Annotated in this window: 22 protein-coding genes; 18 read left to right on the forward strand and 4 right to left on the reverse strand. The window is 57.6% G+C overall.

Annotated elements, in window-relative coordinates:
- Positions 1-38: 38 nt before the first annotated feature.
- The 13 genes from pabC (at position 39) to R0I78_RS12810 (ending at position 14,659) form a co-directional block, all read left to right on the forward strand.
- On the forward strand, positions 39-827 hold the full coding sequence (pabC, locus tag R0I78_RS12750) for an aminodeoxychorismate lyase (RefSeq protein ID WP_317075593.1): 789 nt from the start codon (positions 39-41) through the stop codon (positions 825-827).
- Positions 811-1,815 (forward strand): endolytic transglycosylase MltG, encoded by a 1,005-nt coding sequence (mltG, locus tag R0I78_RS12755; RefSeq protein ID WP_317075594.1) that lies wholly within the window; start codon positions 811-813, stop codon positions 1,813-1,815. The genes pabC and mltG overlap by 17 nt, the downstream gene beginning before the upstream one ends.
- A gap of 3 nt (positions 1,816-1,818) precedes the next feature.
- On the forward strand, positions 1,819-2,442 hold the full coding sequence (gene tmk / locus R0I78_RS12760; protein WP_317075613.1) for a dTMP kinase: 624 nt from the start codon (positions 1,819-1,821) through the stop codon (positions 2,440-2,442).
- On the forward strand, positions 2,427-3,386 hold the full coding sequence (holB, locus tag R0I78_RS12765) for a DNA polymerase III subunit delta' (RefSeq protein ID WP_317075595.1): 960 nt from the start codon (positions 2,427-2,429) through the stop codon (positions 3,384-3,386). The genes tmk and holB overlap by 16 nt, the downstream gene beginning before the upstream one ends.
- A 26-nt stretch (positions 3,387-3,412) precedes the next feature.
- Positions 3,413-4,207: a TatD family hydrolase gene (locus tag R0I78_RS12770; RefSeq protein ID WP_317075614.1), complete on the forward strand. Its 795-nt coding sequence runs from the start codon at positions 3,413-3,415 to the stop codon at positions 4,205-4,207.
- Positions 4,208-4,406: 199 nt separating this feature from the next.
- On the forward strand, positions 4,407-4,829 hold the full coding sequence (locus R0I78_RS12775) for an NfeD family protein (RefSeq protein ID WP_317075596.1): 423 nt from the start codon (positions 4,407-4,409) through the stop codon (positions 4,827-4,829).
- Between the two features lie 32 nt (positions 4,830-4,861).
- On the forward strand, positions 4,862-5,812 hold the full coding sequence (locus tag R0I78_RS12780) for an SPFH domain-containing protein (protein WP_019933725.1): 951 nt from the start codon (positions 4,862-4,864) through the stop codon (positions 5,810-5,812).
- Between the two features lie 263 nt (positions 5,813-6,075).
- Complete coding sequence (locus tag R0I78_RS12785; protein WP_317075597.1) at positions 6,076-6,795, forward strand: GntR family transcriptional regulator; 720 nt, start codon at positions 6,076-6,078, stop codon at positions 6,793-6,795.
- Positions 6,792-7,670 carry a methylisocitrate lyase gene (gene prpB, locus R0I78_RS12790; RefSeq protein ID WP_317075598.1) on the forward strand — a complete coding sequence of 293 codons (879 nt, stop codon included), beginning with the start codon at positions 6,792-6,794 and terminating at the stop codon, positions 7,668-7,670. Before R0I78_RS12785 ends, prpB begins: the two co-directional genes overlap by 4 nt.
- Positions 7,671-7,714: 44 nt before the next feature.
- A complete protein-coding gene (gene prpC / locus R0I78_RS12795; RefSeq protein WP_317075599.1) occupies positions 7,715-8,869 on the forward strand; it encodes a 2-methylcitrate synthase in 1,155 nt (384 codons plus the stop codon).
- Positions 8,870-8,877: 8 nt separating this feature from the next.
- Complete coding sequence (acnD, locus tag R0I78_RS12800) at positions 8,878-11,457, forward strand: Fe/S-dependent 2-methylisocitrate dehydratase AcnD (RefSeq protein WP_317075600.1); 2,580 nt, start codon at positions 8,878-8,880, stop codon at positions 11,455-11,457.
- Between the two features lie 108 nt (positions 11,458-11,565).
- Positions 11,566-12,732, forward strand: coding sequence for a 2-methylaconitate cis-trans isomerase PrpF (gene prpF / locus R0I78_RS12805; RefSeq protein ID WP_317075601.1), 1,167 nt, complete (start codon positions 11,566-11,568; stop codon positions 12,730-12,732).
- Between the two features lie 52 nt (positions 12,733-12,784).
- On the forward strand, positions 12,785-14,659 hold the full coding sequence (locus R0I78_RS12810; protein WP_317075602.1) for a propionyl-CoA synthetase: 1,875 nt from the start codon (positions 12,785-12,787) through the stop codon (positions 14,657-14,659).
- Between the two features lie 226 nt (positions 14,660-14,885).
- Here the strand turns inward: R0I78_RS12810 and R0I78_RS12815 are convergent, their stop codons facing one another.
- Positions 14,886-15,521, reverse strand: coding sequence for a tyrosine-type recombinase/integrase (locus tag R0I78_RS12815; RefSeq protein WP_410506583.1), 636 nt, complete (start codon positions 15,519-15,521; stop codon positions 14,886-14,888).
- Complete coding sequence (locus tag R0I78_RS12820; protein ID WP_317075603.1) at positions 15,518-16,663, reverse strand: RNA-guided endonuclease TnpB family protein; 1,146 nt, start codon at positions 16,661-16,663, stop codon at positions 15,518-15,520. Before R0I78_RS12820 ends, R0I78_RS12815 begins: the two co-directional genes overlap by 4 nt.
- Before the next feature lie 76 nt (positions 16,664-16,739).
- On the opposite strand from R0I78_RS12820, the gene R0I78_RS12825 reads away from it, so the two are divergent.
- Positions 16,740-17,927, forward strand: coding sequence for a methyl-accepting chemotaxis protein (locus tag R0I78_RS12825; protein ID WP_410506584.1), 1,188 nt, complete (start codon positions 16,740-16,742; stop codon positions 17,925-17,927).
- 13 nt (positions 17,928-17,940) lie between these two features.
- Here the strand turns inward: R0I78_RS12825 and yegD are convergent, their stop codons facing one another.
- Positions 17,941-19,299 (reverse strand): molecular chaperone, encoded by a 1,359-nt coding sequence (yegD, locus tag R0I78_RS12830; protein WP_317075605.1) that lies wholly within the window; start codon positions 19,297-19,299, stop codon positions 17,941-17,943.
- Positions 19,300-19,427: 128 nt separating this feature from the next.
- On the opposite strand from yegD, the gene R0I78_RS12835 reads away from it, so the two are divergent.
- The 4 genes from R0I78_RS12835 (at position 19,428) to R0I78_RS12850 (ending at position 22,206) form a co-directional block, all read left to right on the forward strand.
- Positions 19,428-19,934 carry a DUF3087 domain-containing protein gene (locus R0I78_RS12835; RefSeq protein ID WP_019933944.1) on the forward strand — a complete coding sequence of 169 codons (507 nt, stop codon included), beginning with the start codon at positions 19,428-19,430 and terminating at the stop codon, positions 19,932-19,934.
- A gap of 36 nt (positions 19,935-19,970) precedes the next feature.
- The gene (locus R0I78_RS12840) at positions 19,971-20,321 is read left to right on the forward strand and encodes a GlpM family protein (RefSeq protein WP_019933943.1); all 351 of its coding nucleotides are present in this window, start codon (positions 19,971-19,973) and stop codon (positions 20,319-20,321) included.
- Positions 20,322-20,393: 72 nt separating this feature from the next.
- Positions 20,394-21,371 carry a hypothetical protein gene (locus tag R0I78_RS12845; protein ID WP_317075606.1) on the forward strand — a complete coding sequence of 326 codons (978 nt, stop codon included), beginning with the start codon at positions 20,394-20,396 and terminating at the stop codon, positions 21,369-21,371.
- Positions 21,372-21,384: 13 nt separating this feature from the next.
- Positions 21,385-22,206, forward strand: a complete 822-nt coding sequence (locus R0I78_RS12850) for a mechanosensitive ion channel family protein (RefSeq protein ID WP_317075607.1) — start codon at positions 21,385-21,387, stop codon at positions 22,204-22,206.
- Between the two features lie 4 nt (positions 22,207-22,210).
- Here the strand turns inward: R0I78_RS12850 and R0I78_RS12855 are convergent, their stop codons facing one another.
- Positions 22,211-23,995: a BCCT family transporter gene (locus R0I78_RS12855; RefSeq protein ID WP_317075608.1), complete on the reverse strand. Its 1,785-nt coding sequence runs from the start codon at positions 23,993-23,995 to the stop codon at positions 22,211-22,213.
- Positions 23,996-24,061: the final 66 nt, after the last annotated feature.

A 24,061-nucleotide genomic window follows, 5' to 3' on the forward strand; every position in this document is an offset into this window, starting at 1 on the left:
CAGCCCGGCCATGTGCCGGGCTTTTTTATAACGGTATTATGCAGACCTTTATCAGCAGTTCAGACAACACCAGTCGTGGCTGGATGCTCGGCGACGGCCATTTCACCACCATGCACCAGCACCTGGGCCGGGTACGGCTCTGGCCATTGCACAAGGCCCGGCTGATTAAAGCCTGCCGCCGGCTGCACATGGCCGAGCCCGACTGGAGTGCCGTGGAAGCCGCCCTTGCGCGCCTGCCCGACGAAGGCGATCGTGTGGTGCGCCTGACCCTGTTGCGCGGCGCCGGCGGCCGGGGCTATGGTATTGCCGGCAGCACGGAAACCGTGGTTGCCTTGAACTGTTCGTCTTTTCCCGTGCATTATTTTGCCTGGCGCGAGCAGGGCATTGAGCTGGGCCTGTGTGAAGGCCGGCTTGGCAGCTCGCCGCTGTTGGCGGGACTGAAAACCAGCAACCGGCTGGAGCAGGTGTTGCTAAGGGCTGAGCTTGAAGACCGCGGGCTTGATGAAGGCGTGGTGCTGAACGATGCGGGCGTTATTATGGAGGCAGTGACCGCCAATCTGTTCTGGCGCAAGGATGATGCTGTGTTTACTCCGGCGCTTGCCACCAATGGCGTGCATGGCACTGTGCGTGCCTGGATAATAAATGAGCTGGGCGATCGGGTACAGACAGTGAATGCCCCCCTTGACGCCCTTTATGACGCGGATGAAATCTGGCTGACCAATGCCCTGATGGGGCTGGTGCCTGTGCATACCTTTGCCGGCCGGACACTGCAACAGCCGTTTTCCATGACAAGAGCACTGCAACGCAAATATGAGCAAATTGATTAACGCCGTGAAAGGCACTCTGCTGGCCGGTGTGCTGGCGGGAGCTGGCCTGGCCGGCTATGGCTACAGCCAGTGGCAGAAAATTGAACATCTGACCATCACACCGGGAGAGCATCCGTTGTTTGTGGTGCATAAAGGCGAGACCGCCCTGCAACTGGCCGGCCGGCTCAGTCCGGAGCTGCCGCTGCTGCATCGCCGGTTATGGCTGAAGTTTCATCCTGAGCTGGCGGCTGTGCGCCAGGGCACCTACAAGCTGGATGACAACACCACGCTGCGTGAGGCTCTCAATACCTTTGTAGACGGAGATGTGTATCGGCTGAACGTGACGTTAGTGGAAGGGCTGCGCCTGTCCGACTGGCTGGGCAAGCTGGCCAGCGCGGAGTACATGGAGCATGAGCTTGAGGGCGTCAGCGAAGCCGAACTGGCCGAACGTCTGGGGGCCGGGCACAGCAAGCTGGAAGGGCTGTTTTTACCGGAAACCTATACCTACACACCCGGCGACAGTGACTATGATGTGCTGGAGCGTGCTTATGGCCATATGCAGACGTTTTTACAGGATGCCTGGGAAAACCGTGAGCCCGACCTGCCGGTAGACTCTCCCTACGAAGCGCTGATCCTGGCCTCCATTATTGAAAAGGAAACCGGCATTGCCGAAGAGCGGCCGCTGATCGCCTCGGTGTTTATTAACCGGTTGCGCCGGGGTATGCGGCTGCAGACCGATCCTACCGTGATTTACGGCATGGGCGACGACTATGACGGCAATATTCGCAAGCGCGATCTGCAGGCACATACGCCCTATAACACCTATGTGATAGACGGCCTGCCGCCCACTCCCATTGCCATGCCCAGCCAGGAAGCCATTCAGGCCGTGCTGAACCCGGCCAAGAGCAAATATTATTATTTTGTGGCCAAGGGTGAGGGCCGGCATCATTTTTCCCGCACCTTGCGTGAGCATAACAACGCAGTGCGCCGCTACATTTTGAACAGGTAAATGATGAGCCGTTTTATAGTGATTGAAGGGCTGGAAGGGGCCGGCAAAAGCACGGTGCAGCGCCATGTGGTGAGCTGGCTTGAAGCCAGAGGCCACCGAGTGATGACCACCCGTGAACCCGGTGGTACCCCGCTGGCAGAAAAAATGCGCAGCCTGGTAAAAGAGGTGCATGAAGAGCCGTTCACCATGGAAGCCGAGCTGCTGCTGATGTATGCCGCCCGGGTGCAGCTGGTAAAAAACCGGATTCAGCCGGCCCTGGCCGACGGTATCTGGGTGGTGGGAGACAGGCATGACTGGTCTTCTCAGGCTTATCAGGGCGGTGGCCGGGGCATAGACACCGGCCTTATTACTCAAATCAAACAGGCGGTGCTGGGAGACTTTAAACCGGATCTGACGCTTTACCTTGATATTGATCCGGCTCAGGGGCTGGTCCGGGCCCGCCACAGAGGCGAGCTGGATCGCATAGAGCAGGAAAAAATCGACTTTTTTGAACGCACTCGTGCCCGTTATCTTGAGCTGGCCCATGCCGATGCCAACTGTGACCTGATAGACGCCAGTGGCAATGAGCAGCAGGTAAAAGAACGGGTACTGGCCTGTCTGGAGCAACGTCTGTGTACCCTTGGCTGAGCCCGGTATGGCAGCCGCTGCAGCGGGCGGTGCGAGAGCAGCACCTGGGCCACGGCCTGTTAATAAAGGGCATGGCGGGGCTGGGCAAGCGCGAGCTGGCCGGAAAACTGGCCTCCGCATTATTATGCCAACATACAAGTGATACTCCTTGCGGCATCTGCCATGCCTGTGAACTCAACGCCGCCGGCAGTCATTCCGATCTGCATGTGGTGGGCCGGGAAGGGCGTAGCATTGGCATTGATGCCATTCGCGAGCTCAGCCGTATTATGAGCGAGAGTGCGCGACTGGGGCACGGCAAGGTGGCCATTATTGAGCGGGCCGAGCTGATGACCGAAGCCGCCGCCAATGCCTTGCTGAAAACCCTGGAAGAGCCGGCGGGTGAAAGCACGCTGATTTTGGTATCGTCCCGGCCCGAGCGGTTGCTGCCGACGCTTATAAGTCGTTGTCAGCAGTGGCTGGTGCCACTGCCCGATACGCAAAGTGCGCTGGCCTGGCTGAATGAGCAGGGCGTGCAGGCCAGCCCCTCGGCTCTGAGTGTGAACCAGGGCTCGCCACTGCAGACCCTGGAATACCTGAGTGCCGGTACCGACGACAAACGCCTGAGTTTGCTGGCCGAGCTGGCCGGTCTGGGCAAGCAGCCGGGCCGGCTGCAAAAGGTGCTGGCAGGCCTGCAGGAACAGCCGGTGCACCTGGTATGGGTGCAGCTGTTGCTGCAGGATGCGCTGCAAACCGCCCTTGGCGTGCGGGCACCACTTAAACTTGCTGACTGCCGGCAGCACAGTGCGCTTATAGCGCAGCTGGGGCCCATGCCGCTGCATGAGCTGCACAGTGCGCTGCTGAAATTGCGCCGTTGTTTGCAGCCGGGGCAGGGCAGACCGGTCAATGCCGGCCTGCAGCTGAGCCAGTGGCTGCATCGTTTGCAGCAGACATTACTTCATTCCTGATTTACCGAAAAACAACACCGGAGCTGATTTTGCTGGTTGATTCCCATTGCCACCTCGACAAACTCGATTACGGCAAAAAACACAAATCCATGGACGAAGCCATCGCCAAGGCCGCCAGCCGTGGCGTAAACCACATGCTGTGCATTGGTGTGGGGCTGAATTCCTTTCCCGATATGCTGAAAGCCGTTGAGCCTTACCCTCAGGTGTTTGCCTCCTGTGGCGTGCACCCGCTGCACCAGAATGATGAACAGAACAATCCGGAGCGGCTGCGCGAGCTGGCCTCGCACCCTTCTGTGGTAGCCATTGGCGAAACCGGACTGGATTATTTTTATGCACCCGACACCGCCGAGCTGCAAAAGCGCTCTTTTGAGCAGCATGTGCAGGTGGCGGTGGAGCTGAACAAGCCGCTGATCATTCATACCCGCAGCGCCCAGGAAGACACCCTGGATATTTTGCGCAAGGGCGGTGCCGACAAGGTAGGCGGTGTGCTGCACTGCTTTACCGAGTCGCTGGAAATGGCCGAAGCCGCCATTGAGCTTGGTTTTTATATTTCCATCTCCGGCATTGTGACCTTTCGCAGCGCCGACGCCCTGCGCGAGGTGGTAAAAGCCCTGCCGCTGGAGCGCCTGCTGGTGGAGACCGACTCGCCCTGGCTGGCCCCGGTGCCGTTCCGCGGTGAAGAAAATGAACCCGCCTACACCCGCACTGTGGCGGAATATGTAGCCAAACTTAAAGGCGTGCCCTATGAAGAAGTAGCACAGCAAACCACCGCCAACTTCTTTGAGCTGTTCAAACTGGCCCGCCCCGTTGGGGAGCTGTAAGCCGTAAGCTATCAGCTATAAGAGGTGCCGTCTGTAGTGCCAAGGTTGAGATTAGCCATGCGAATCCCAACAACCCGCAGTCGGCATCCTGTTGCAATTCGCTACGCTCACGGCATGCCATTCCCCAGCCCCCGCTGGCTTCCGGCTTTCAGCTTACCTATAGTAAACATTGTTCCATTCGCATCTAAGGTGTTAACACGTGCTTGCCTGGCATTTGTGGCTGATTGCCGCGCTTATTTTGTTCCTGGCCGAGTTGCTTGGCACCGGCTTTTTTGCCGTTGCCATGGGGCTGGCTGCCTTGGTGGCCATGGCGGCGGCGCTGCTGGATGTGGGTGTAACGGGCCAGTGGTTTGCTTTTGCCCTGGCAGCCGCCGCACTGGCCCCTTTGCTGAAAAGGGCCTTTCGTCAGTATGCTCCCTCACAGCGTCGCAGCGGCCTGGCCGGCGAAAGCCGCCATCAAACCGGCAAACTGGTGCGCCATCATAACGGTGAGTTGCGGCTTAAACTTGAAGGTGACTTGTTTATGGTGCGCGCCGAGGCTGACGCCGAACTACAGGAAGGAGAAGAAGTGGAAATTCTCCGTTTCGACGGCATTACCGCTATTGTTAAATCACTCAAATAATTAAAAACATTGTTACCGCAAGGGAGTTTGTCATGGACATGATGTTGGTTATTGCTCTGGTATTTACCGTGCTGGTGCTGGCACTGGTGATCAAAGGCCTGATGATAGTGCAGCAATCGGAAGCCGTGGTTATTGAGCGGCTTGGGAGTTACCAGAAAACGCTCAGCCCCGGTATTAACTGGATTATTCCCTTTGTAGACAAGCCTCGCTCCATTAAGGTGCGCCGTTATCAGGCCATTGGCGGAGAAAATGTCGCCGTGGTGCAGGAAGAAACCCGCATTGACCGCCGCGAAACCGTGCTCGACTTTCCCGGCCAGTCGGTGATCACGGCCGACAACGTGAGCGTGACCGTAAACGGTGCCCTGTATTTTCAGGTGATTGACCCGGAGCGGGCCGTATACCAGACCGAGAACCTTATTCAGGCTATCGAAATTCTGGCCAAAACCTCTCTGCGCTCGGAAGTAGGCAAAATGGAGCTCGACAAGCTGTTTGAATCCCGCCAGGAAATTAACGACAAGCTGCAGGTGGTTATGGACGAAGCCGGCAACAAATGGGGCGTAAAAGTCACCCGGGTTGAAATTCAGGACATTCTCATTCCCGCCGAGGTGGAAGACGCCATGCGCAAGCAAATGGCCGCCGAGCGGGAACGCCGGGCACTTGTATTGCAGGCCAGCGGTGAACGGGAAGCCGCCATTGCCCGAGCCGAAGGGGAGAAACGCTCCAATATTCTGGTAGCAGAAGGGGAGCGCGAAGCCGCCATTCTGATGGCCGACGGCCAGCGCCAGGCCATTGATCAGGTGCTGGCCGCCGGCAGCGACCGACTCGATCCGCAACTGGTTATCGGCTATCTGCTGGGGCTGGAATACCTCAAAACCCTGCCCGAAATCGGCAAAGACGGCGATCGCATCTTCCTGCCCTATGAAGCCAGCAGCGTACTCGGTGCCGTGGGCAGCATAGAAGCGCTGCTTAAAAACAAAATGTAATCTCCTGCAGGCCCCAATTTATTGGGGCAAACCAGCCATCATGTAGCACCTTTGCCCCGTTAAAACGGGGCCTACAGTAGGCCCGAATTTATTCGGGCAACTTGGGACGAGTCCCAACATTCCTCCAGCTTCTCGCTTCCAGCTTCCAGCACCCAGCTGTCTGTTAAGACCAAAGTCTAACCATAATTGTCGACACATTACCTTGATCAACCCCATTTCAGGTGATAATTTTGTTTCATATTCGTTAAATTGTTGACAGTTAAATGGCAGAGCAAGCACTACTACCTCAGAGCACCGACTTATCCTTAACCGAAGCGCGGGAGCTGACCAAGTCGGCCAACCTGACCGAGCAGCTGATTGATCTGATCGTGAAAGGGGAGTTTGAGGCCGGCAGCAAAATCTCCGAGCCCGAGCTGGCGCGCCGCTTTGGTGTGAGCCGGGGGCCGCTGCGCGAGGCCATGCTGCGGGTGGAATCGTTAGGCCTGATTGAACGGGTGCCCCATGTGGGCGCGCGGGTTATTGCCCTCAGCCGGGCCAAGCTCATTGAGATTTATGCGGTGCGGGAGGCGCTGGAAGGCATGGCGGCGCGGCTGGCCTGCCAGCACATTACCGAGGCCGAGCTGATTGCCCTGGAGCAGCTGCTTAATACCCACAAGGCCCATATCGAAGAAGTGGAAGGGGCCTCCTATTTTCATCAGCAGGGCGACTTTGACTTTCACTACCGGCTGATCCTGGCCAGCCGCAACAGCACGCTGATCAGCCTGCTGTGCGATGAGCTTTATCACCTGCTGCGCATGTATCGGCATCAGTCTCAGCGCTCACATTCCCGTCCGCAACAGGCATTAAGCGAGCATTTTCACTTGCTGGCGGCCCTGCGGGAGCGGGACGGTGAGCTGGCCGAGCTGTTAATGCGCCGGCACATTATGCGCAGCCGGCTGTTAATTGAACAACAACTTGAAACCGAACAAGGAGCAAACCAATGAGTCCGGGAGCCAAATTTCGCGAGGCGGTCGCCAATAACCAGCCGCTGCAGGTGGTAGGCACCATTAATCCTTATTGCGCCATGATGGCGGAGCAGGTGGGTCATCAGGCCATTTATCTGTCCGGTGGCGGCATTGCCAATGCCTCTTACGGCCTGCCGGATCTGGGCATTACCACCCTGAACGACGTGCTGGAAGACGTGCGCCGCATTACCGCCGCCACCAAGCTGCCGTTGCTGGTAGACATAGACACCGGCTTTGGCGGGGCCTTTAACATTGCCCGCACCATTAAAGAGATGGAGCGCGCCGGCGCGGCTGCCGTGCATCTGGAAGATCAGGTGGCGCAAAAGCGCTGTGGCCACAGGCCCAACAAGGCCATTGTGAGCCAGAGCGAAATGGTAGACAGAGTAAAAGCAGCAGTGGATGCGCGCACCGATAGTGACTTTGTGATCATGGCGCGCACCGACGCCCTGGCGGTGGAAGGCATGGACGCCGCCATTGAGCGGGCACTGGCCTGTGTGGAGGCGGGAGCCGACATGATTTTCCCCGAGGCCATCAACACGCTTGAGCAATATCGCCAGTTTGCCGAAGCGGTCAAAGTGCCGATCCTTGCCAACATTACCGAGTTTGGCCAGACCCCGCTGTTCAGTAAAGACGAGCTGGCCGAGTGCGGTGTGGGCATGGTGCTCTATCCGCTGTCGGCATTCCGCGCTATGAATCAGGCGGCGCTCAATGTGTATCAGCACCTGCTGAAAGACGGCCATCAGCGCAATGTGGTGGACAGCATGCAAACCCGGGAGCAGCTCTATCATTACCTGGGTTATCACGATTACGAGAACAAGCTCGACCGGTTGTTCAGCGAGCAAAAAGGCGACTGACGCTTACGCACACACCTCGACCAAAACATAACAAGGAGTCAGCCATGACCACCTTTGCTGAAAAATCCAAGGAAGAAAAACAACTGGGCGGCGCGGGCCTGCGTGGCCAGAGTGCCGGCACCACGGCGCTGTGCACCGTGGGCAAAAGCGGCACCGGCCTCACTTACCGGGGCTACGACATTACCGATATGGCACACCATGCCGAGTTTGAAGAAGTGGCCCATTTGCTGCTGAAGGGCAAGCTGCCTACCCAAATCGAGCTGAACGACTATAAACAAAACCTGATGTCCCGCCGTGGTCTGCCGGAAGCCTTATGCCGAGTGCTGGAAGAAATTCCTGCCCATGCGCACCCCATGGACGTGATGCGCACCGGCTGCTCTGTGCTGGGTAACCTGGATCAGGAAATGGATTTTGCCGAACAGGAGGATAAAACCGATACGCTGCTGTCCATGCTGCCGGCCATTATCTGCTACTGGTATCGCTACAGTCACGATGGCGTACGCATCGACACCACCTGCCCGGCGCAGGACAGTATAGGTGGCTATTTTCTGGAAATGCTCACCGGTAAGGCACCAAGCGAGCTGCATAAAAAGGTAATGCACTGCTCCCTGGTGCTTTATGCCGAGCATGAATTCAACGCCTCTACCTTTACCGCCCGGGTGTGCGCGTCCACCCTGTCGGATCTGCACTCCTGCATTACCGCGGCCATTGGCAGCCTGCGCGGCCCGCTGCACGGCGGGGCTAACGAAGCCGCCATGGAAATGATTGAACGCTGGCAGACCCCCGATGAAGCCGAGGCGGGCATACTGCACATGCTGGCCAACAAGGAAAAGATCATGGGCTTTGGTCATGCCATTTACCGCGAGTCGGATCCGCGTAACGCCCTTATCAAGGAATGGGCCAAAAAGCTGTCTGAAGACGTAGGCGACACTCACCTTTATGCGGTGTCCGAGCGGGTAGAGGCGGTGATGAAGCGGGAGAAAAACCTGTTCTGCAACGCCGACTTCTTTCATGCCTCTGCCTATCACTTTATGGGTATTCCCACCAAGCTGTTTACCCCCATCTTTGTGATGAGCCGGGTCACGGGTTGGGCCGCCCATGTGTTTGAGCAACGCGCCAACAACCGCATTATTCGCCCCAGCGCCGACTATATCGGCCCCGAGCCGCAAGCCTGGCTGCCCATCAGCGAGCGCAAGTGAGGAATGCCATGAATACCGACTTTCGCAAACCGCTGCCGGGCACTCGGCTTGACTACTTTGATGCACGGGAAGCCGTTAACGCCATCGCTCCCGGTGCCTATGAGGGTTTGCCCTATGTGTCTCGGGTGCTGGCGGAGCAACTGGTGCGCCGCTGCACACCGGCTCAGCTTACCAACAGCCTGAAACAACTGATTGAGCGCAAGCGCGACCACGACTTTCCCTGGTATCCGGCGCGGGTGGTGTGCCACGACATTCTCGGCCAGACCGCTTTGGTGGACCTGGCCGGCCTGCGGGACGCCATTGCCGCTCAGGGCGGCGATCCGGCACGGGTGAATCCGGTGGTGCAAACCCAGCTGATTGTGGATCATTCCCTGGCGGTGGAGCATGCCGGTTTTGAGCCGGACGCCTTTGACAAAAACCGCGCCATTGAAGACAGACGCAACGAAGACCGTTTTCACTTTATTGAATGGTGCAAAACCGCCTTTGAGAACGTGAGCGTGATCCCTGCCGGCAACGGCATTATGCACCAGATCAACCTGGAGAAAATGTCGCCGGTGGTGCAGGTGCAAAATGGCGTGGCCTTTCCCGACACTTGTGTGGGCACCGACAGCCATACGCCCCATGTGGATGCGCTGGGCGTGATTGCCATTGGCGTGGGCGGGCTGGAAGCCGAAACCGTGATGCTGGGCCGGCCCTCCATGATGCGCCTGCCCGACATTGTCGGCGTAAAGCTTACCGGCACCCGCCAGCCCGGCATTACCGCCACCGACATAGTGCTGGCGCTCACCGAGTTTTTGCGCGAGCAACGGGTAGTGTCGGCCTGGCTGGAATTCTTTGGCGAAGGCACCAGGGATCTCACCATTGGCGACCGGGCTACCATTTCCAATATGACCCCGGAATACGGGGCCACTGCCGGCATGTTCTACATCGACGAGCAGACCATCAACTACCTCAAGCTCACCGGCCGCGACGACGAGCAGGTGAAGCTGGTAGAAGCCTACGCCCGCCATACCGGCCTGTGGGCCGACGACCTGCAAAACGCAGAGTATGAGCGGGTGCTGGAATTTGATATTGGCGCGGTGACACGCAATATGGCGGGGCCGTCCAGCCCGCACCGGCGGCTGCCCACCTCGGCCTTGGCCGAGCGCGGCATTGCCGGCCCCTGGCATGAAGAGCCGGGCAAACTGCCGGATGGTGCCATTATTATTGCTGCCATCACCTCCTGCACCAACACCAGCAACCCGCGCAACGTGGTGGCGGCGGGGCTGCTGGCCAAAAAAGCCAACGCGCTGGGGCTAACACGTAAGCCCTGGGTAAAAACCTCGTTCGCCCCCGGCTCCAAGGTGGCGCGGCTTTATATGGAAGAAGCGGGCCTGCTGCCGGAGCTGGAGCAACTGGGCTTTGGCATTGTGGGCTATGCCTGCACCACCTGTAACGGCATGAGCGGCGCGCTCGACCCCGATATTCAGCAAGAGATCATTGAACGCGACCTTTACACCACGGCCGTGCTCTCGGGTAACCGCAACTTCGACGGCCGCATTCATCCTTATGCCCGGCAGGCGTTTCTGGCCTCGCCGCCGCTGGTGGTGGCTTATGCGCTGGCGGGATCCATTCGCTTTGATATAGAGCGCGATGTGCTGGGCACCGATGCCAATGGCAAGCCTATTTACCTGAACGATCTCTGGCCCAGCGATGAAGAAATAGATGCGGTGGTGGCGGAGTATGTGAAGCCCGAGCAGTTCAACCGAGTGTACATTCAGATGTTCAAGCTGAATGACGCCGCGCAAAACACGCCGCCGCTTTACGACTGGCGGCCCAACAGCACCTATATTCGCCGTCCGCCCTATTGGGAAGGGGCGCTGGCCGGGAAATGCAGCCTTAGCGGCATGCGCCCGCTGGCCATTTTGGGTGACAACATCACCACCGACCATCTGTCGCCGTCCAATGCCATTCTGGCATCCAGCGCGGCGGGGGAATATCTGGCCAGCATGGGGGTGCCGGAGGAAGACTTTAACTCCTATGCCACCCACAGAGGCGATCACCTCACCGCTCAGCGGGCGACCCTGGCCAACCCCAAGCTGTTTAACGAAATGGTGCGGGAAAACGGCGAAGTGGTGCAAGGATCGCTTACGCGAATAGAGCCGGACGGCAAAGTGACCCGCATGTGGGAAGCGATAGAAACCTACATGAACCGCAAGCAGCCGCTGATCATAGTAGCAGGGGCCGACTATGGTCAGGGATCGTCCCGGGACTGGGCTGCCAAGGGGGTGCGTCTGGCCGGGGTGGAAGCCATAGTGGCCGAAGGCTTTGAGCGCATTCACCGCACCAACCTGGTGGGCATGGGCGTGCTGCCGCTGGAGTTTATGCCCGGCACCAACCGCCACACGCTGGCGCTCGATGGCACTGAACTCTATGACGTGCAGGGCCACATTCAGCCCGGCGCTGAATTGACGCTGGTGATCACCCGCACCAGCGGCGAGCAGGAAAACGTGCCCGTACGCTGCCGGCTGGACACCGCCGACGAGCTGAGTGTGTACAGCGCCGGCGGCGTGCTGCAGCGTTTCGCCCAGGACTTTCTGGCGGGGTGAGGGTCAGTGCGTTTGTAGGCCCCAATTTATTGGGGCTACGGTGTCACACACGACATGGTTTGCCCGAATAAATTCGGGCCTACAACGGGCAATTAGAAGGAAGAAACCATGGCAAGCAACACCTTTGCACCCCAGCTGAAAATTCCCGCCACCTATATGCGTGGCGGCACCAGCAAGGGGGTGTTTTTTAACCTGAGCGATCTGCCGCCGGCGGCGCAAGTGCCCGGCGAGGCCAGAGACAAGCTATTGCTGCGGGTCATTGGCAGCCCGGATCCTTACGGCAAGCACACAGACGGCATGGGCGGGGCTACCTCCAGCACCAGCAAAACCGTGATTGTGTCGAAAAGCCAACAGCCGGATCACGATGTGGACTATCTGTTTGGCCAGGTGCCCATCGATCAGCCCTTTGTGGACTGGAGCGGCAACTGCGGCAACCTGTCGGCGGCGGTGGGGCCTTTTGCCATTCATGCCGGCCTGGTGGAGCGGGTGCCGCAAAATGGCATGGCTACGGTGCGGGTATGGCAGGCCAACATAGGCAAAACCCTGCTGGTGCATGTGCCCATGCAAAACGGCGAGGTGCAGGAAACCGGCGACTTTACGCTGGATGGCGTCACCTTTCCCGCGGCGGAAATTGAGGTGGACTTTATGGCACCCGGTGAAGGGGCTATGTTTCCCACCGGTAATTTGGTCGACAAGCTGGACGTGCCCGGCATCGGCACCCTTGACGCCACGCTCATCAACGCCGGCATTCCCACCATTTTTATTAATGCACAAGACATCGGCTTTACCGGCACCGAGCTGCAGCCGGCCATTAACGACAATGCCGACACTCTGACCCTGTTTGAGCGTATTCGCGCGGCTGGCGCGGTGAAAATGGGGCTGATCAACACACCGGAACAGGCAGCAAGCCGCCAGCACACCCCCAAGGTAGCCTTTGTAGCGGGGCCGGCGGCCTATGTGGCCTCCAGTGGCAAAACCGTAGCAAAAAACGATACCGATGTGCTGGTGCGGGCGCTGTCTATGGGCAAGCTGCACCACGCCATGATGGGCACCGCCGCCGTGGCCATTGCCGCCGCCGCCTGTGTGCCCGGCACTCTGGTTAACCTGGCCGCCGGCGGCTGCGAGCGGGAGTCGGTTACCTTTGGTCATCCGTCCGGCACCCTCAAGGTAGGGGCCAGCGCTCGGCACACCGAGCAAGGCTGGATGGTGGAAAAAGTCACCATGAGTCGCAGTGCGCGCATTTTAATGGAAGGGGTAGTGCGCGTGCCGTTTTAATCATCAATGCGCCCGCGGCGCTTAAGGAAAAGCAATGTCAGGAGCAAGCAGCATGTTCACCTATCAGCAGGCATTTGATTTGGCGGCCAATTCGCCGGAAGTGTTCTGGAAACAGCAAGCACAGCAGCTGGACTGGTTTACCTTTCCGCAAACCATATTAAGCCAGGACGAGCACGGAATAGAGCGCTGGTTTGCCGATGGCGAGCTGAACACCGCCCATCTGGCGCTGGATTACCATGTGGCGCAGGGCAGGGGCGATCAGACCGCGCTGATTTATGACTCGCCGGTCACTGGCCGGAAGGCCCGTTACACCTACCGCGTGCTGCGGGATCAGGTGGCCAGGGCCGCCGGCATGCTGGCCGCACTGGGGGTGCAAAAAGGCGACCGGGTGGTGATTTATATGCCCATGATCCCGGAAGCGGCTATTTCCATGCTGGCCTGTGCCCGGCTGGGGGCCATTCATTCCGTGGTGTTTGGCGGCTTTGCCCCTCACGAGCTGGCGGTGCGCATTGAAGACGCCGAGCCCAAAGTGCTGCTCACCGCCAGCTGCGGGGTGGAAGTAAACAAGGTGATCCCCTACAAGCCGCTGGTAGACAAGGCGGTGATGGACAGCCGCTGTAAGCCCGAGCATGTGGTGGTGGTGCAACGGCCGGAATGCCCGGCAGATTTACCTCATGATCGCGACAAGGACTGGTCGGCCCTGATGCAAAAGGCCGAGCCGCACCCCTGTGTGCCGGTAAAAGCCACGGATCCGCTCTACATTCTGTATACCTCGGGCACCACCGGCAAACCCAAGGGCGTGGTGCGCGACAACGGCGGCCATGCCGTGGCGCTGAACTACAGCATGAACACCATTTACAACGTAAAGCCCGGCGATGTGTTCTGGGCCGCCTCCGACGTGGGCTGGGTGGTGGGTCATTCCTACATAGTGTATGCGCCGCTTATTTACGGCTGCACCACCATTATGTATGAAGGCAAGCCGGTGAAAACGCCGGATCCCGGTGCCTTCTGGCGGGTGTGCGACGAATATGGCGTAAAAGTGCTGTTTTCGGCACCCACGGCGTTTCGCGCCATTAAAAAGGAAGACCCGAACGGCGAGCAGCTGGCCCATTACCCCATGGACAAACTCACCACCATTTTTATGGCCGGTGAACGGCTGGATCCGCCCACCCTCGACTGGGTGGAAACTCATACCAAGCGCCCTGTGGTGGATCACTGGTGGCAGACCGAAACCGGCTGGGCCATTGCCGGCAACCCGCTGGGGCTGGAGCGTTTTACCACCAAACCCGGTTCCGCCACCAAACCCACCCCGGGTTACAAGGTGAAAGTGCTCAATGAGCTGGGTGAGGCGCAGGCCGCTGGCGAGCAGGGCTACATAGCCATTGAACGGCCGCTGCCACCGGGCTGCCTGCCCACGGTGTGGCGCAATCACGACCGTTTTGAATCCGGCTATCTCGGCCAGTTCCCGGGTTTTTACGTATCCGGCGACGGCGGCTACATGGATGAAGACGGCTACCTGTTTGTGATGGGCCGTATGGACGATGTGATCAACGTGGCCGGCCATCGCTTGTCCACCGGCGAGATGGAAGAGATTGTGGGCAGCCATGAAGCGGTAGCGGAATGCGCCGTGATTGGTGTGCACGACGAGCTGAAAGGCCAGCTGCCCCTGGGGCTGGTGGTGCTGAAAGACGGCTATGTCTCCGACAACGGCAGTATTGAACGGGCGCTGCTGCAACTGGTGCGCGACCAGGTGGGTGCGGTAGCCTGCTTTAAACAGGCCATTATCGTAGACCGGCTGCCCAAAACCCGCTCCGGCAAAATACTGCGCCGGGTGATCCGCCAGATTGCCGACGGTGAGCAATATGTGGTGCCGTCCACCATAGACGACCCTGGCTCGCTGGAGGAGCTGGCGCGAGTGCTGGAGTAAGCCAACCTTAATCGGCTCAGATCCTGAGCCGATTAGCCTATCTATTCGGCTCACGGAGCCTGAATGGCCGACAATTAAACAGTCCTGCTCACCTTATTGATCAGTCTCAATTGAATTATCCTGCCAGTGCGTCAAAATAAGTCGCAAATTTATAAAGCTGCAATCAGGATGATCGCCTGCAAGGTCTGGCGGTAGCCTGCGTGGTGTTCAGCCAACATCGCATTGGTTACTGATTGTCCGCACCGGCAAGAAAGTCCAGAGGGCTGTGTGTGCCGGCAAAGTGCTGACCGAGCACATGGGTGTAAATCTGAGTGGTGCGCACATCGCTGTGGCCAAGCAGCTCCTGGACGGTTCTGATATCGCGGCCGCTTTCAAGCAGGTGCGTGGCAAATGAATGGCGAAAGGTATGGCAACTGATGCGTTTGTTGCAGATGCCGGCCTGACGTACTGCCACTTTAAGCGCCTTGCGTGGCACAGAGTCATGCAGATGATGGCGGCAAACCACGCCGGTAACGGGATGTTTGCACAGGCTGACGGACGGGAACACAAACATCCAGGCGGGCTGGCGAAAGGCATTGGGGTATTTTTTGCCAATGGCGTAAGGCAGTGATGGACCAACGCCTTTGAGGTTATCTTCTTGCTGAATGGACAAGGCGCTTTCTATCTGTCGGTGCAGCAAGTCGTTCAGCCGTTGGCTCAGCATGGTTTTTCTGTCTTTGTTGCCCTTGCCGTTACGCACGGTGACCGAGCCGTCGTTAAAGCCAATGTCCTGTACTCTAAGCCGCAGGCATTCGGTGATTCTGAGGCCGCTGCCATACAGTATTGACTGCTCCTCCCTAAAGGAAGGGGATTCCCAATTCACCGAGAACCGGACACGGAGACTGGCCCCATGCCGCTTACATTCTCTCCAAGGGCTAACACCGCCAGCCCGACGGCTTTAATGTTGGTCGCGGCGTTAATGTCGCGGTCATGGTGTGCGCCACATTCGGGGCAGTCCCATTTCCTGACCGACAACGGCAGCGACGACAAGGTATGCCCGCAACCCGAGCAGCGTTTGGAGCTGGGGAACCACTGGTCAATGGCGACCAGTGAGCGCCCGGCCCATTCCGCCTTGTACGCCAACTGGCGCACGAACTCGCCCCAGCCGGCATCAGCAATGGCCTTGCTGAGTTTCGGGTTGCGGATCATGTTTTTCACTGTCAGGGATTCAACGCAGACTACTTGGTTCTCGTTAATCAGTCTGCGAGACAGCTTGTGCAAGTTGTCCTGTCGGCAATCGGAAATCTTGGCGTGAAGTTTCGCCACCTTCTGCCGAGCCTTGGCGCGATTGGCCGAGCCGAGCTTTTTCTTGCTCAGCCAGCGCTGTGCCTTGGCCAGCCTGGCGGCGTATTTCGCGGTATGGCGGGGATTGCCGACCCGTTCACCCTGGTCGGTGATAAACAGATCTGTCAGACCCAGATCAATGCCGGTCATGTTGGGAGTAACCGGCAGTTTACTGGGCGCGAACTCACACAGGCAGCTCACAAAGTAACGGCCTGCCGAGTCCTTGGAAACGGTCACGGTACTGGGCTCGCCGGGCAGTTCACGGCTCCAGCGAATATTCAGCGGGGTTTTGCTCTTGGCCAGATACAGCTTGCCGTCTCGGTATTTGAAGGCCGAGCGGGTGAACTCCGCCGACTGGCGGTGCCGCTTGTGCTTAAATACCGGGTACTTGGCACGGCCTTCAAAGAAATTCTTGAAGGCGGTTTGCTGGTGGCGCAGGCATTGCTGCAAGGGCACACACGACACCTCAGACAGAAACGCCAGCTCAGGATCTTTCTTGAGTTCGGTCAGTCGGGCGTTAGCACCAACGTAGCCGATTTTTTCCTGACGCTGATAAAAAGCATCGGTACGCCAGCGCAGTATGGCGTTATAGACAAAACGCACACAGCCGAAGGTCTGCGCCAGCAGCTCAGCCTGTTCGGGAGTTGGGTAAAACCGATATTTATAGGCGCGTTTCGTCATACGCTTAGTTTAGTAAACCACTGTATAGATAACCAGTTTAAAAGGAGAGGCGGGAACAGGGGCGGCTGACGCCGTCGTGCTATCCCTCCCCGCCCTGAAAGGACGGGGTTTCCCGCGCAAAATTGATGACTTGTTACAACAGCCGTTAACCCGTTTTCTGGTACCCGCTGCGCTTGAAAAAGAGCATTGCCAAAAAATGCTGAGTGCCATTGAGTCGGGCAAGCATTGGCACGGAGCAATGCAGATGCTCAATCAAAACGGTGATGAAGTCTGGTATCGTACCATTATTCAGCCTGTTGCGGTTTGTGGCGCGGGCGAGCCTGTGCTGGCGGCTTATTCTGCTGAAGTGACCCGCACCATTTCCCGCTCTCGGGAAAAAGAAGACATGCTGTCGGCGCTGGATCGCTCTTCGGCGGTGATTGAATTCAGTCTGGATGGCATTATTCTGAATGCCAATGCCAACTTTCTCAATGCCATGGGTTACACTCGGAGTCAGATCATCGGCAAACATCATCAGCTGTTCTGTGACGAGCAGGAGGTGCACAGTGATGCTTACCGCCAATTCTGGCAGCAGCTGCGTTCGGGCGAATACGTATCGGATCGGTTTCGCCGTCTTGACAGCCGGGGCAATGTGGTCTGGCTGGAAGCCTCTTATAACCCCATTCACGACGAAGCCGGTGAGCTTTATAAGGTAGTAAAGTTTGCCACTGTGATAACCGAACAGGTGAACCGCGAGCTGGCTACCGCCGAAACATCTGATATCGCATATGATATTTCCAAAGCCACCGATGAAAATACGCGCAAGGGCATGCAGGTGATCGATGCCACCATCAGTACCATGAATGAGCTCTCAAGCCAGATGAGCAGCGCCAGTGCCGGTATTTCAGAGCTGGACAGCCAGTCGCAGCGTGTGGCCGAGCTGGTCAGCAGTATTCGCGGTATTGCCGATCAGACCAATCTGCTGGCACTGAATGCCGCCATAGAAGCGGCTCGTGCCGGCGAGCAGGGCAGAGGGTTTGCCGTGGTGGCTGACGAAGTACGCAATCTGGCGGCCCGCACCAGTTCGGTCACCGAAGAAATCATTACCATGGTCTCGGAGAACCGCAAGCTGACCGAGCAGGTGGTTATTCTGATAGAAGAAAGCATGAGCCGGGCACAGCAGGCTCTCACCCTGTCCAGTGACTCGGGTAATGTCATGCGAGATATACAGCAGGGTGCCCGGCAGATAGTGGATGCGGTAGGGCAGTTCCGGCTAAATTTGTAACTTTTATACTCTGTCAGCAATAAATTCGCCTGGCCCAGCGGGTTAACCCTGCGGTAACACTGCCAAAATGATCGCCAACCACAATGGGAGTGTGGGGAAACGCCCGCTGTAAAAAACGCTTCAGCACCGGCGATTTGGCCGTGCCGCCGGTAACAAACACCACTTCAGGCTGAGTGCCTGCCTCTGTAATGGCACTTTGCATCAGGCTGGTAATACGGCCAAGCTCGCGCTGGCAGGCCTGGGCAAAGTCATCACGGCTTAGTTCAAGGCTTAAATTATTATCGATATCGCACAGTTCAATCCGTTGGCGGGTCTGCTCGGTAAAGGCAATTTTGCTCTGCTCGGCGGCGTTAACCACCCGGTAACTGAGTTTGTGTTTCTGTACCTTAAGCAGCCGGTTTATCAGCGCGGGCTCGGCCGCATCCCGCTCCAGTTGTTGCAGCAGGCGGCGGTTGGCGGCGCTGTAAAACCCGGTTTGCTGATGAATATCGTTAATGGCCACCGCCTGCCAGTAGCTGTTGGCGGGCATGGTTTTTCCGCTGGCAAGCAGGCTGTTCAGGCCAAAGGCCGGCATGATTCCCTTGAGGGCAAAGGCAATATCAAAGTCGTTGCCGCCCACCCGTTCACCACTGTGGCTGAGCAGATCCCGGCTGCGATCTTCACGCTGTGCCTGCTGTGGCCCCATCAGTATCATGGAGCAGTCGGTGGTGCCGCCGCCAATGTCCACCACCAGAACCCGGGTTTCCTTGTTCAGGCTGGCTTCATATTCAAATCCTGCCGCCACCGGTTCAAACTGAAATTCGACCTCCTTAAAGCCCACCCGTTTGGCGGCCCGGGTCAATATGGCCAATGCCTGATCGTTGCTTTCTTCGCCGCGCAGGCCCTGAAAGTTAACCGGCCGGCCAATGACGGTTTGCGTCACGGCTCTGCCCAGGCTGGCCTCGGTCAGGTTTTTCACATTGCTCATCATGGCTGCGACTATGTCTTCAAACAGCTCAATCTGCGCCGGCAGCAGGCCACTGGCCCCCAGAAACGACTTGGGTGATTTGATGTAGTAGCCTTCATCGGGCTCCTGCAGATAGCTGTTCAGGGCATCGCGGCCAAAGAACAGTTCACCGGAAATACCGTCCAGCGCCAGCTCGTTCAGCTCGGTCTGACCTTTTTGCAGCTGCAGCCGGCGCTGTTGGGCGAAGTGATGTTGTTCGGCTGCTGGCAGCTGACGATGCAGCCAGTTGACGATCACCTCACGGCTGGGGGCATACAAACTGGAGGCGATATAGCGGCCGTGTTTACCCAGCGGCAATATCATTGGGCGATTGCCGTCCATGACACCAACAGCGCAGTTTGATGTACCGTAGTCAAATCCGATCATGGCAGCCCCTTTGCAAAAAGGCGCGAATGTTACTGCTATTGCCGTGCTGGAGCAAGGCCCGGCGCATTAGCAAGAAGGGCCGGGCGCGCTTATAATGCAGCCGCTTTTAATTAATTTTTCAGGTGGTTATGAAACTTAAACAGATAGATAAAAAGCGCTACCGAGGGCATCTTAATAAAGTGTTTATCGGGTCTGCACTGGTACTGGCCGTGCTCAGTCTGGCTATTTCTCAGCTGCTGATAGCGTTTTTCCCCGATGCCGATGGCAGTCACTTTCACTGGAACCTGCTGGGAGTGGTGTTTGCAGCGCTGCTGGTGGGGGCCGGGCTCAGCCGGTTTCGTCAGCACCCTTTTATGACCGAGGTTGTGTATGTGTGGGATCTGAAACAGCGGCTGAACAAGATTGCCCGCAAACGCCGGCAGGTGGAAGCGGCTGCCCGCGAAGGCAATGAAACCGCCATGCAGATACTGCAGTTTTGTTATGCCGGCTCGCGCCAGCTGTGGCAGCTGGATGACAACACCATTGTCATGGATGAGCTGGCAGACAAGCAGGCTGAGCTGAACACGCTGGCTGAACAGCACGGGGTGACCCTGAATGCCGAACAGTATGATGAAAGCATGCTGAAACAGTTTTAATGCAGCAGTCCAGGCACGGCTGATCGGAGGAAGAGAGTGTTATCACTGTTTTTGAAATCGTTACTGGGTGCGCTGGCGGTACTGCTGATTGCGCTGCTGTCCCGGTCCAAAAGCTTTTTTATTGCCGGGCTGGTGCCTTTGTTTCCCACCTTTGCACTGATTGCTCATTATCTGGTGGGCACAGAACGAACCATGGCGGATTTAAGGGTAACGGCGCTGTTTGGTCTGTATTCCTTGCTGCCTTATGCCGCTTATTTGCTGGCGGTATACTGGTTCAGCTATCGTTTTAGTTTATTTACTACGCTGGCAGGCGCAACGCTGGTCTGGGGCCTGGGTGCTGCAGGTCTGTTGCTGGGCTGGATGAAATATTATTCCGTGGCGGCCTGAGTATCGCTCTTATACTAAAAGCGGTCAGCCCATATTCAAGGCAGATGATCACGCTGGTAAGGAGACTGCATTATGGCTGCCAATGGCCACTGGCGATTAATATTACTGAGTGACTTTCAGTGTCCGGAGCCGCCGGCCAGCACCCGGCTGCAGCGCGGCTGGCACAAGTTGCAGCGGGTGTTTGGCATAACCGACGAGTCCGATACCAACAATGGCAGCACGCTGCCAGACTATGCCGGTTTTAACCGCACGCCTGCAGTAAAAGCGCTGGATCATGGTCTTAAAGGCTGGCCGGGCCAAACCCGGGAAGTGCGTTTTTTACTGGACCCTCCTTTCAGTGCCACCGCCGACATTGCCCGGGACTGGGCAGAATGGCGACAATGGCCTTGTCTGCAGCCGCCTACTATCACTCAGCTGGTCAGCGCCGATGTGGAAGCCTGGTGGCAAAGCCAGCAGGTACGCGGTCCCTGGCTGATTGATGATATCAGCCGCTACTTTCTGCGTACCGCCACTGGCATGAGGTTTTTACGCTGCCTGTTGATGCAGCTGGTACAGGGAGCCTTTGGCACCGGCCTGGTGGTGTGTAACAGCTGGACTTACCGTTTTATCACCCAGGGTTTTGATCCGGGCCTGAGCGCCGTTTATTGCTTTGCTCCGGCGACGCCCGGTCTGTTGCGTGAGCTTGGCATCAAAGGCGCTGAGCGTCAGCTCACCCGGCTGGCCGCCCGCGCCCGGGGCAACGCCGGTGTGGCGCTGGCGCTGTGGAAAGCCGAGCTTGAACAGCCGCCGCTGCCTCATATTCCGGCCAGCATGCACGATAACGAAGGTTTTGTGCTCTATGCTCTGCTGTTGCATGGCGGGCTGAATGAGGCGGCATTACAACAGGTGCTGCCCATGCTGGCGCCGGAGCAGCTGGCCGCCAGTTTGCTCAGAATGCTGGCGGCCGGGCTGGTAGCGAGAGAGCAAACCCGCTGGCATATCAGTCCGGTGGCGTATGGTGAAGTGCGGGAGTTTCTGGCCGGCCGGGATCATTGTCTCGACGAATTTTAGCAAGGAGCGCGTTTTGGATGCGGAAAAAGTCCGTAATTTATTTCGAAGTATCACCCCCGGACTGCTGATTGAGCTGGCTCTGGTGGTGGCAGTGGCGCTGCTGCTGGCCTGGCTTATTCAACGCCTGTTGCCCATGCTGGCAGCCCGTTTGCACGGCCGGCGGCGGCACTGGGTGCTGGCGCTGATCCCCACGTTGCGTATTCTGGTGGTGGCGGTGGCCATTGGCTGGATAGTCAGCCTGCTGATTGAGCCTTCTTTGCGTAATATGGTGGCTATTCTCGGGGCCGTGGGGCTGGCGCTGGGTTTTGCCCTCAAGGATTATGTCAGCAGTCTGTTTGCCGGTGTGGTGGCTGCCTATGAACGGCCTTACCGGCCCGGGGACTGGATTGAAGTGGATGGCTGTTATGGCGAGGTGCGCCATATTGGCCTGCGGGCAGTAGAAATGGTGACCCCCGACGACACCGTCGTGGTGGTGCCCCATTTAAAACTGTGGAACGGACTGATCCGCAATGCCAATAACGGCGGTGCCAGCCTGATGTGCGTGGCCAGCTTTTATCTGGCCCCGGCGCACGATGCTTACCAGGTGCGCCGGATATTGCATGAGGTGGCGCTGTCCAGCCCTTATCTCAAGCTGAGCCGGCCCGTTGTGGTGGTGATGGAAGATCATCCCTGGGGCAGCCGTTATCGCATCAAGGCCTACCCCATGGATCCCCGCCAGCAGTTTTTGTTTATCTCGGATCTCACCGCCAGAGGCAAGGCGCAGCTGCAAACCATGGGCGTGGAATTTGCCCGGGTGGAAGCCATGGCCCAGACCAGCGACAGCAACGCCGGCTGATTAATCAGGTTTTCAGCGGTGTGATCTTTTCAGCATCTTCTTCCTGCTGCTGACGCATTTCATCATATTCTGCCTGCTGGGCCAGCACAGAGCCTTCCGGTGCTTCCGAGGTTTCACCCTGCTCCCAGGGGGCAGTTTCGGGCAGCTCCTCAATGTGAATGGTCTTCAGGGAATAATCCGGCTGATAGTGCAGATCGTATTTGGCCGCCTTGATAATGGAGATCATCATCATGGCCATGATGACGATAAGCGGTGCGCCGGCAAAAATGGACGCGGTCTGCAGGGTCGACAAACCACCCAGGAACATTAATACCGCTGGCATAAAGCACAGGGTAAAGGCCCAGAACAGCCGGTTCCAGCGGTGCGGCTCGCCGTCCACTTCCCGCTGCACCACAGAGGCCAGAATAAAGGAAATGGAATCAAAGGTAGTGGCGGTAAAAATAATGGCCAGCAGGGTAAACACGGCCACCATCAGCCAGCTCATCGGCAGGGTGTTCAGTACTGCAAAAATGGCCGCGGTCGGGCTTTGCTGATTCAGAATGGCGACAATATCCAGTTCACCGGACAGCTGCATATACAGGCCATAGTTGCCCAGGATCATAAAAAAAACAGCACAGCCCAAAGACCCGAAGAAAATGGAGCCCACCACCATCTGGCGAATGGTACGGCCTCTGGATATCTTGGCAATAAACAGCCCCACAGTAGGGGCAAATACCAGCCACCAGGCCCAGTAAAAAATGGTCCAGTCCTTGGCAAAGCGGGTTTCGTTAAAGCCATGATCAGCAAAGGGACCAAACGACTCGGTCCAGGTCATCATGGTGATCATCTGAGTCAGTGAACGACCAATGCTTTCCAGTCCGGTATTCAGAATAAAACCAGTGGGGCCGGCAAACAGTACTACCACCAAAAATGCCAGCGCCAGATAAAAGTTGATGTTGGAAAAGAGCTGAATACCGCTTTTCAGGCCGCGCCATGCACTCCAGGCAAAGAGTGCCGTGGTGCCCAGCAGCACCATGACCCGGCTCCAGTTATTTACCGGCAGGCCAAACAGCTCATGCAGGCCTTCGGTGACCATGGGTGAGGCCAGCCCCAGGGTGGTGGCACCACCGCCAATCATGCCAAAGACAAAAAACACATCCACCAGCTTGCCCCAGTTGCTGCAGGCAAAGCTTTCACCAAACAGGGGGGCCAGACTCTGGCTGACCTTCAGGCGGGGCGAGTTGCGCACATGGGCAAAATAAGCAATGGGAATGGCCGGGATCAGATAAATGGACCAGGCCACCGGCCCCCAGTGAAAAATTCCGTAGGTGGCCGCCCAGCGAATGGCGTCGGGTGTGCCCGGCTGCAAACCAAAAGGCGGTCCCTGATAATAATAGGCCCATTCAATAATGCCCCAGTACAGAATGCTGGCACCAATGCCGCCGCAAAACATCATGGCTGCCCAGGAGCTGTTTTTGAATTCCATTTCGTCTTCGGGCTTGCCGAGCTTGATACTGCCAATATCCGAAAACGAAATGTAAATCACAAACAGCACGGCGGTCAGTCCCAGTGCCAGATAAAAGACGCCAAAAGTGTCTGTGATCCAGGTTTTGGCCTGTGCCACCCAGCTGGCACCTTGCTCCGGAAACAGCACCAGAGGCAGGGTGACCGCAGCGAGAATGAACAAAACCGAAAAGAAAGTGAAGCAGTCGATGCGGGTGTCCGGCACCTTATTTGGCTGCAGTGAATGTTGAGGCAAACGTCGATCAATGTCGCCAAAATGCACGCTTTGCTGCTGTTTTGCCGTCATAAATGACTCCTTGTTATTGTTATTCCATGGGCCTGAAAAAACGTCAGGCCGGCTTTTTCGCGAGCG

Origin of the sequence: Oceanimonas sp. CAM02 (assembly GCF_032842915.1) — a bacterium.
In the GTDB taxonomy this organism is placed as follows: Bacteria; Pseudomonadota; Gammaproteobacteria; order Enterobacterales; family Aeromonadaceae; genus Oceanimonas; species Oceanimonas smirnovii.

Bases quoted from the DNA above. Each gene is read 5' to 3' on its own strand.
- R0I78_RS12855 (WP_317075608.1), bottom strand. From the start codon at position 23,995: ATGACGGCAAAACAGCAGCAAAGCGTGCATTTTGGCGACATTGATCGA.
- R0I78_RS12810 (WP_317075602.1), top strand. From the start codon at position 12,785: ATGTTCACCTATCAGCAGGCATTTGATTTGGCGGCCAATTCGCCGGAA.
- acnD (WP_317075600.1), top strand. From the start codon at position 8,878: ATGAATACCGACTTTCGCAAACCGCTGCCGGGCACTCGGCTTGACTAC.
- pabC (WP_317075593.1), top strand. From the start codon at position 39: ATGCAGACCTTTATCAGCAGTTCAGACAACACCAGTCGTGGCTGGATG.
- prpB (WP_317075598.1), top strand. From the start codon at position 6,792: ATGAGTCCGGGAGCCAAATTTCGCGAGGCGGTCGCCAATAACCAGCCG.
- R0I78_RS12820 (WP_317075603.1), bottom strand. From the start codon at position 16,663: ATGACGAAACGCGCCTATAAATATCGGTTTTACCCAACTCCCGAACAG.
- R0I78_RS12780 (WP_019933725.1), top strand. From the start codon at position 4,862: ATGGACATGATGTTGGTTATTGCTCTGGTATTTACCGTGCTGGTGCTG.
- R0I78_RS12845 (WP_317075606.1), top strand. From the start codon at position 20,394: ATGGCTGCCAATGGCCACTGGCGATTAATATTACTGAGTGACTTTCAG.
- mltG (WP_317075594.1), top strand. From the start codon at position 811: ATGAGCAAATTGATTAACGCCGTGAAAGGCACTCTGCTGGCCGGTGTG.
- tmk (WP_317075613.1), top strand. From the start codon at position 1,819: ATGAGCCGTTTTATAGTGATTGAAGGGCTGGAAGGGGCCGGCAAAAGC.
- R0I78_RS12835 (WP_019933944.1), top strand. From the start codon at position 19,428: ATGAAACTTAAACAGATAGATAAAAAGCGCTACCGAGGGCATCTTAAT.
- prpF (WP_317075601.1), top strand. From the start codon at position 11,566: ATGGCAAGCAACACCTTTGCACCCCAGCTGAAAATTCCCGCCACCTAT.
- yegD (WP_317075605.1), bottom strand. From the start codon at position 19,299: ATGATCGGATTTGACTACGGTACATCAAACTGCGCTGTTGGTGTCATG.
- R0I78_RS12785 (WP_317075597.1), top strand. From the start codon at position 6,076: ATGGCAGAGCAAGCACTACTACCTCAGAGCACCGACTTATCCTTAACC.
- prpC (WP_317075599.1), top strand. From the start codon at position 7,715: ATGACCACCTTTGCTGAAAAATCCAAGGAAGAAAAACAACTGGGCGGC.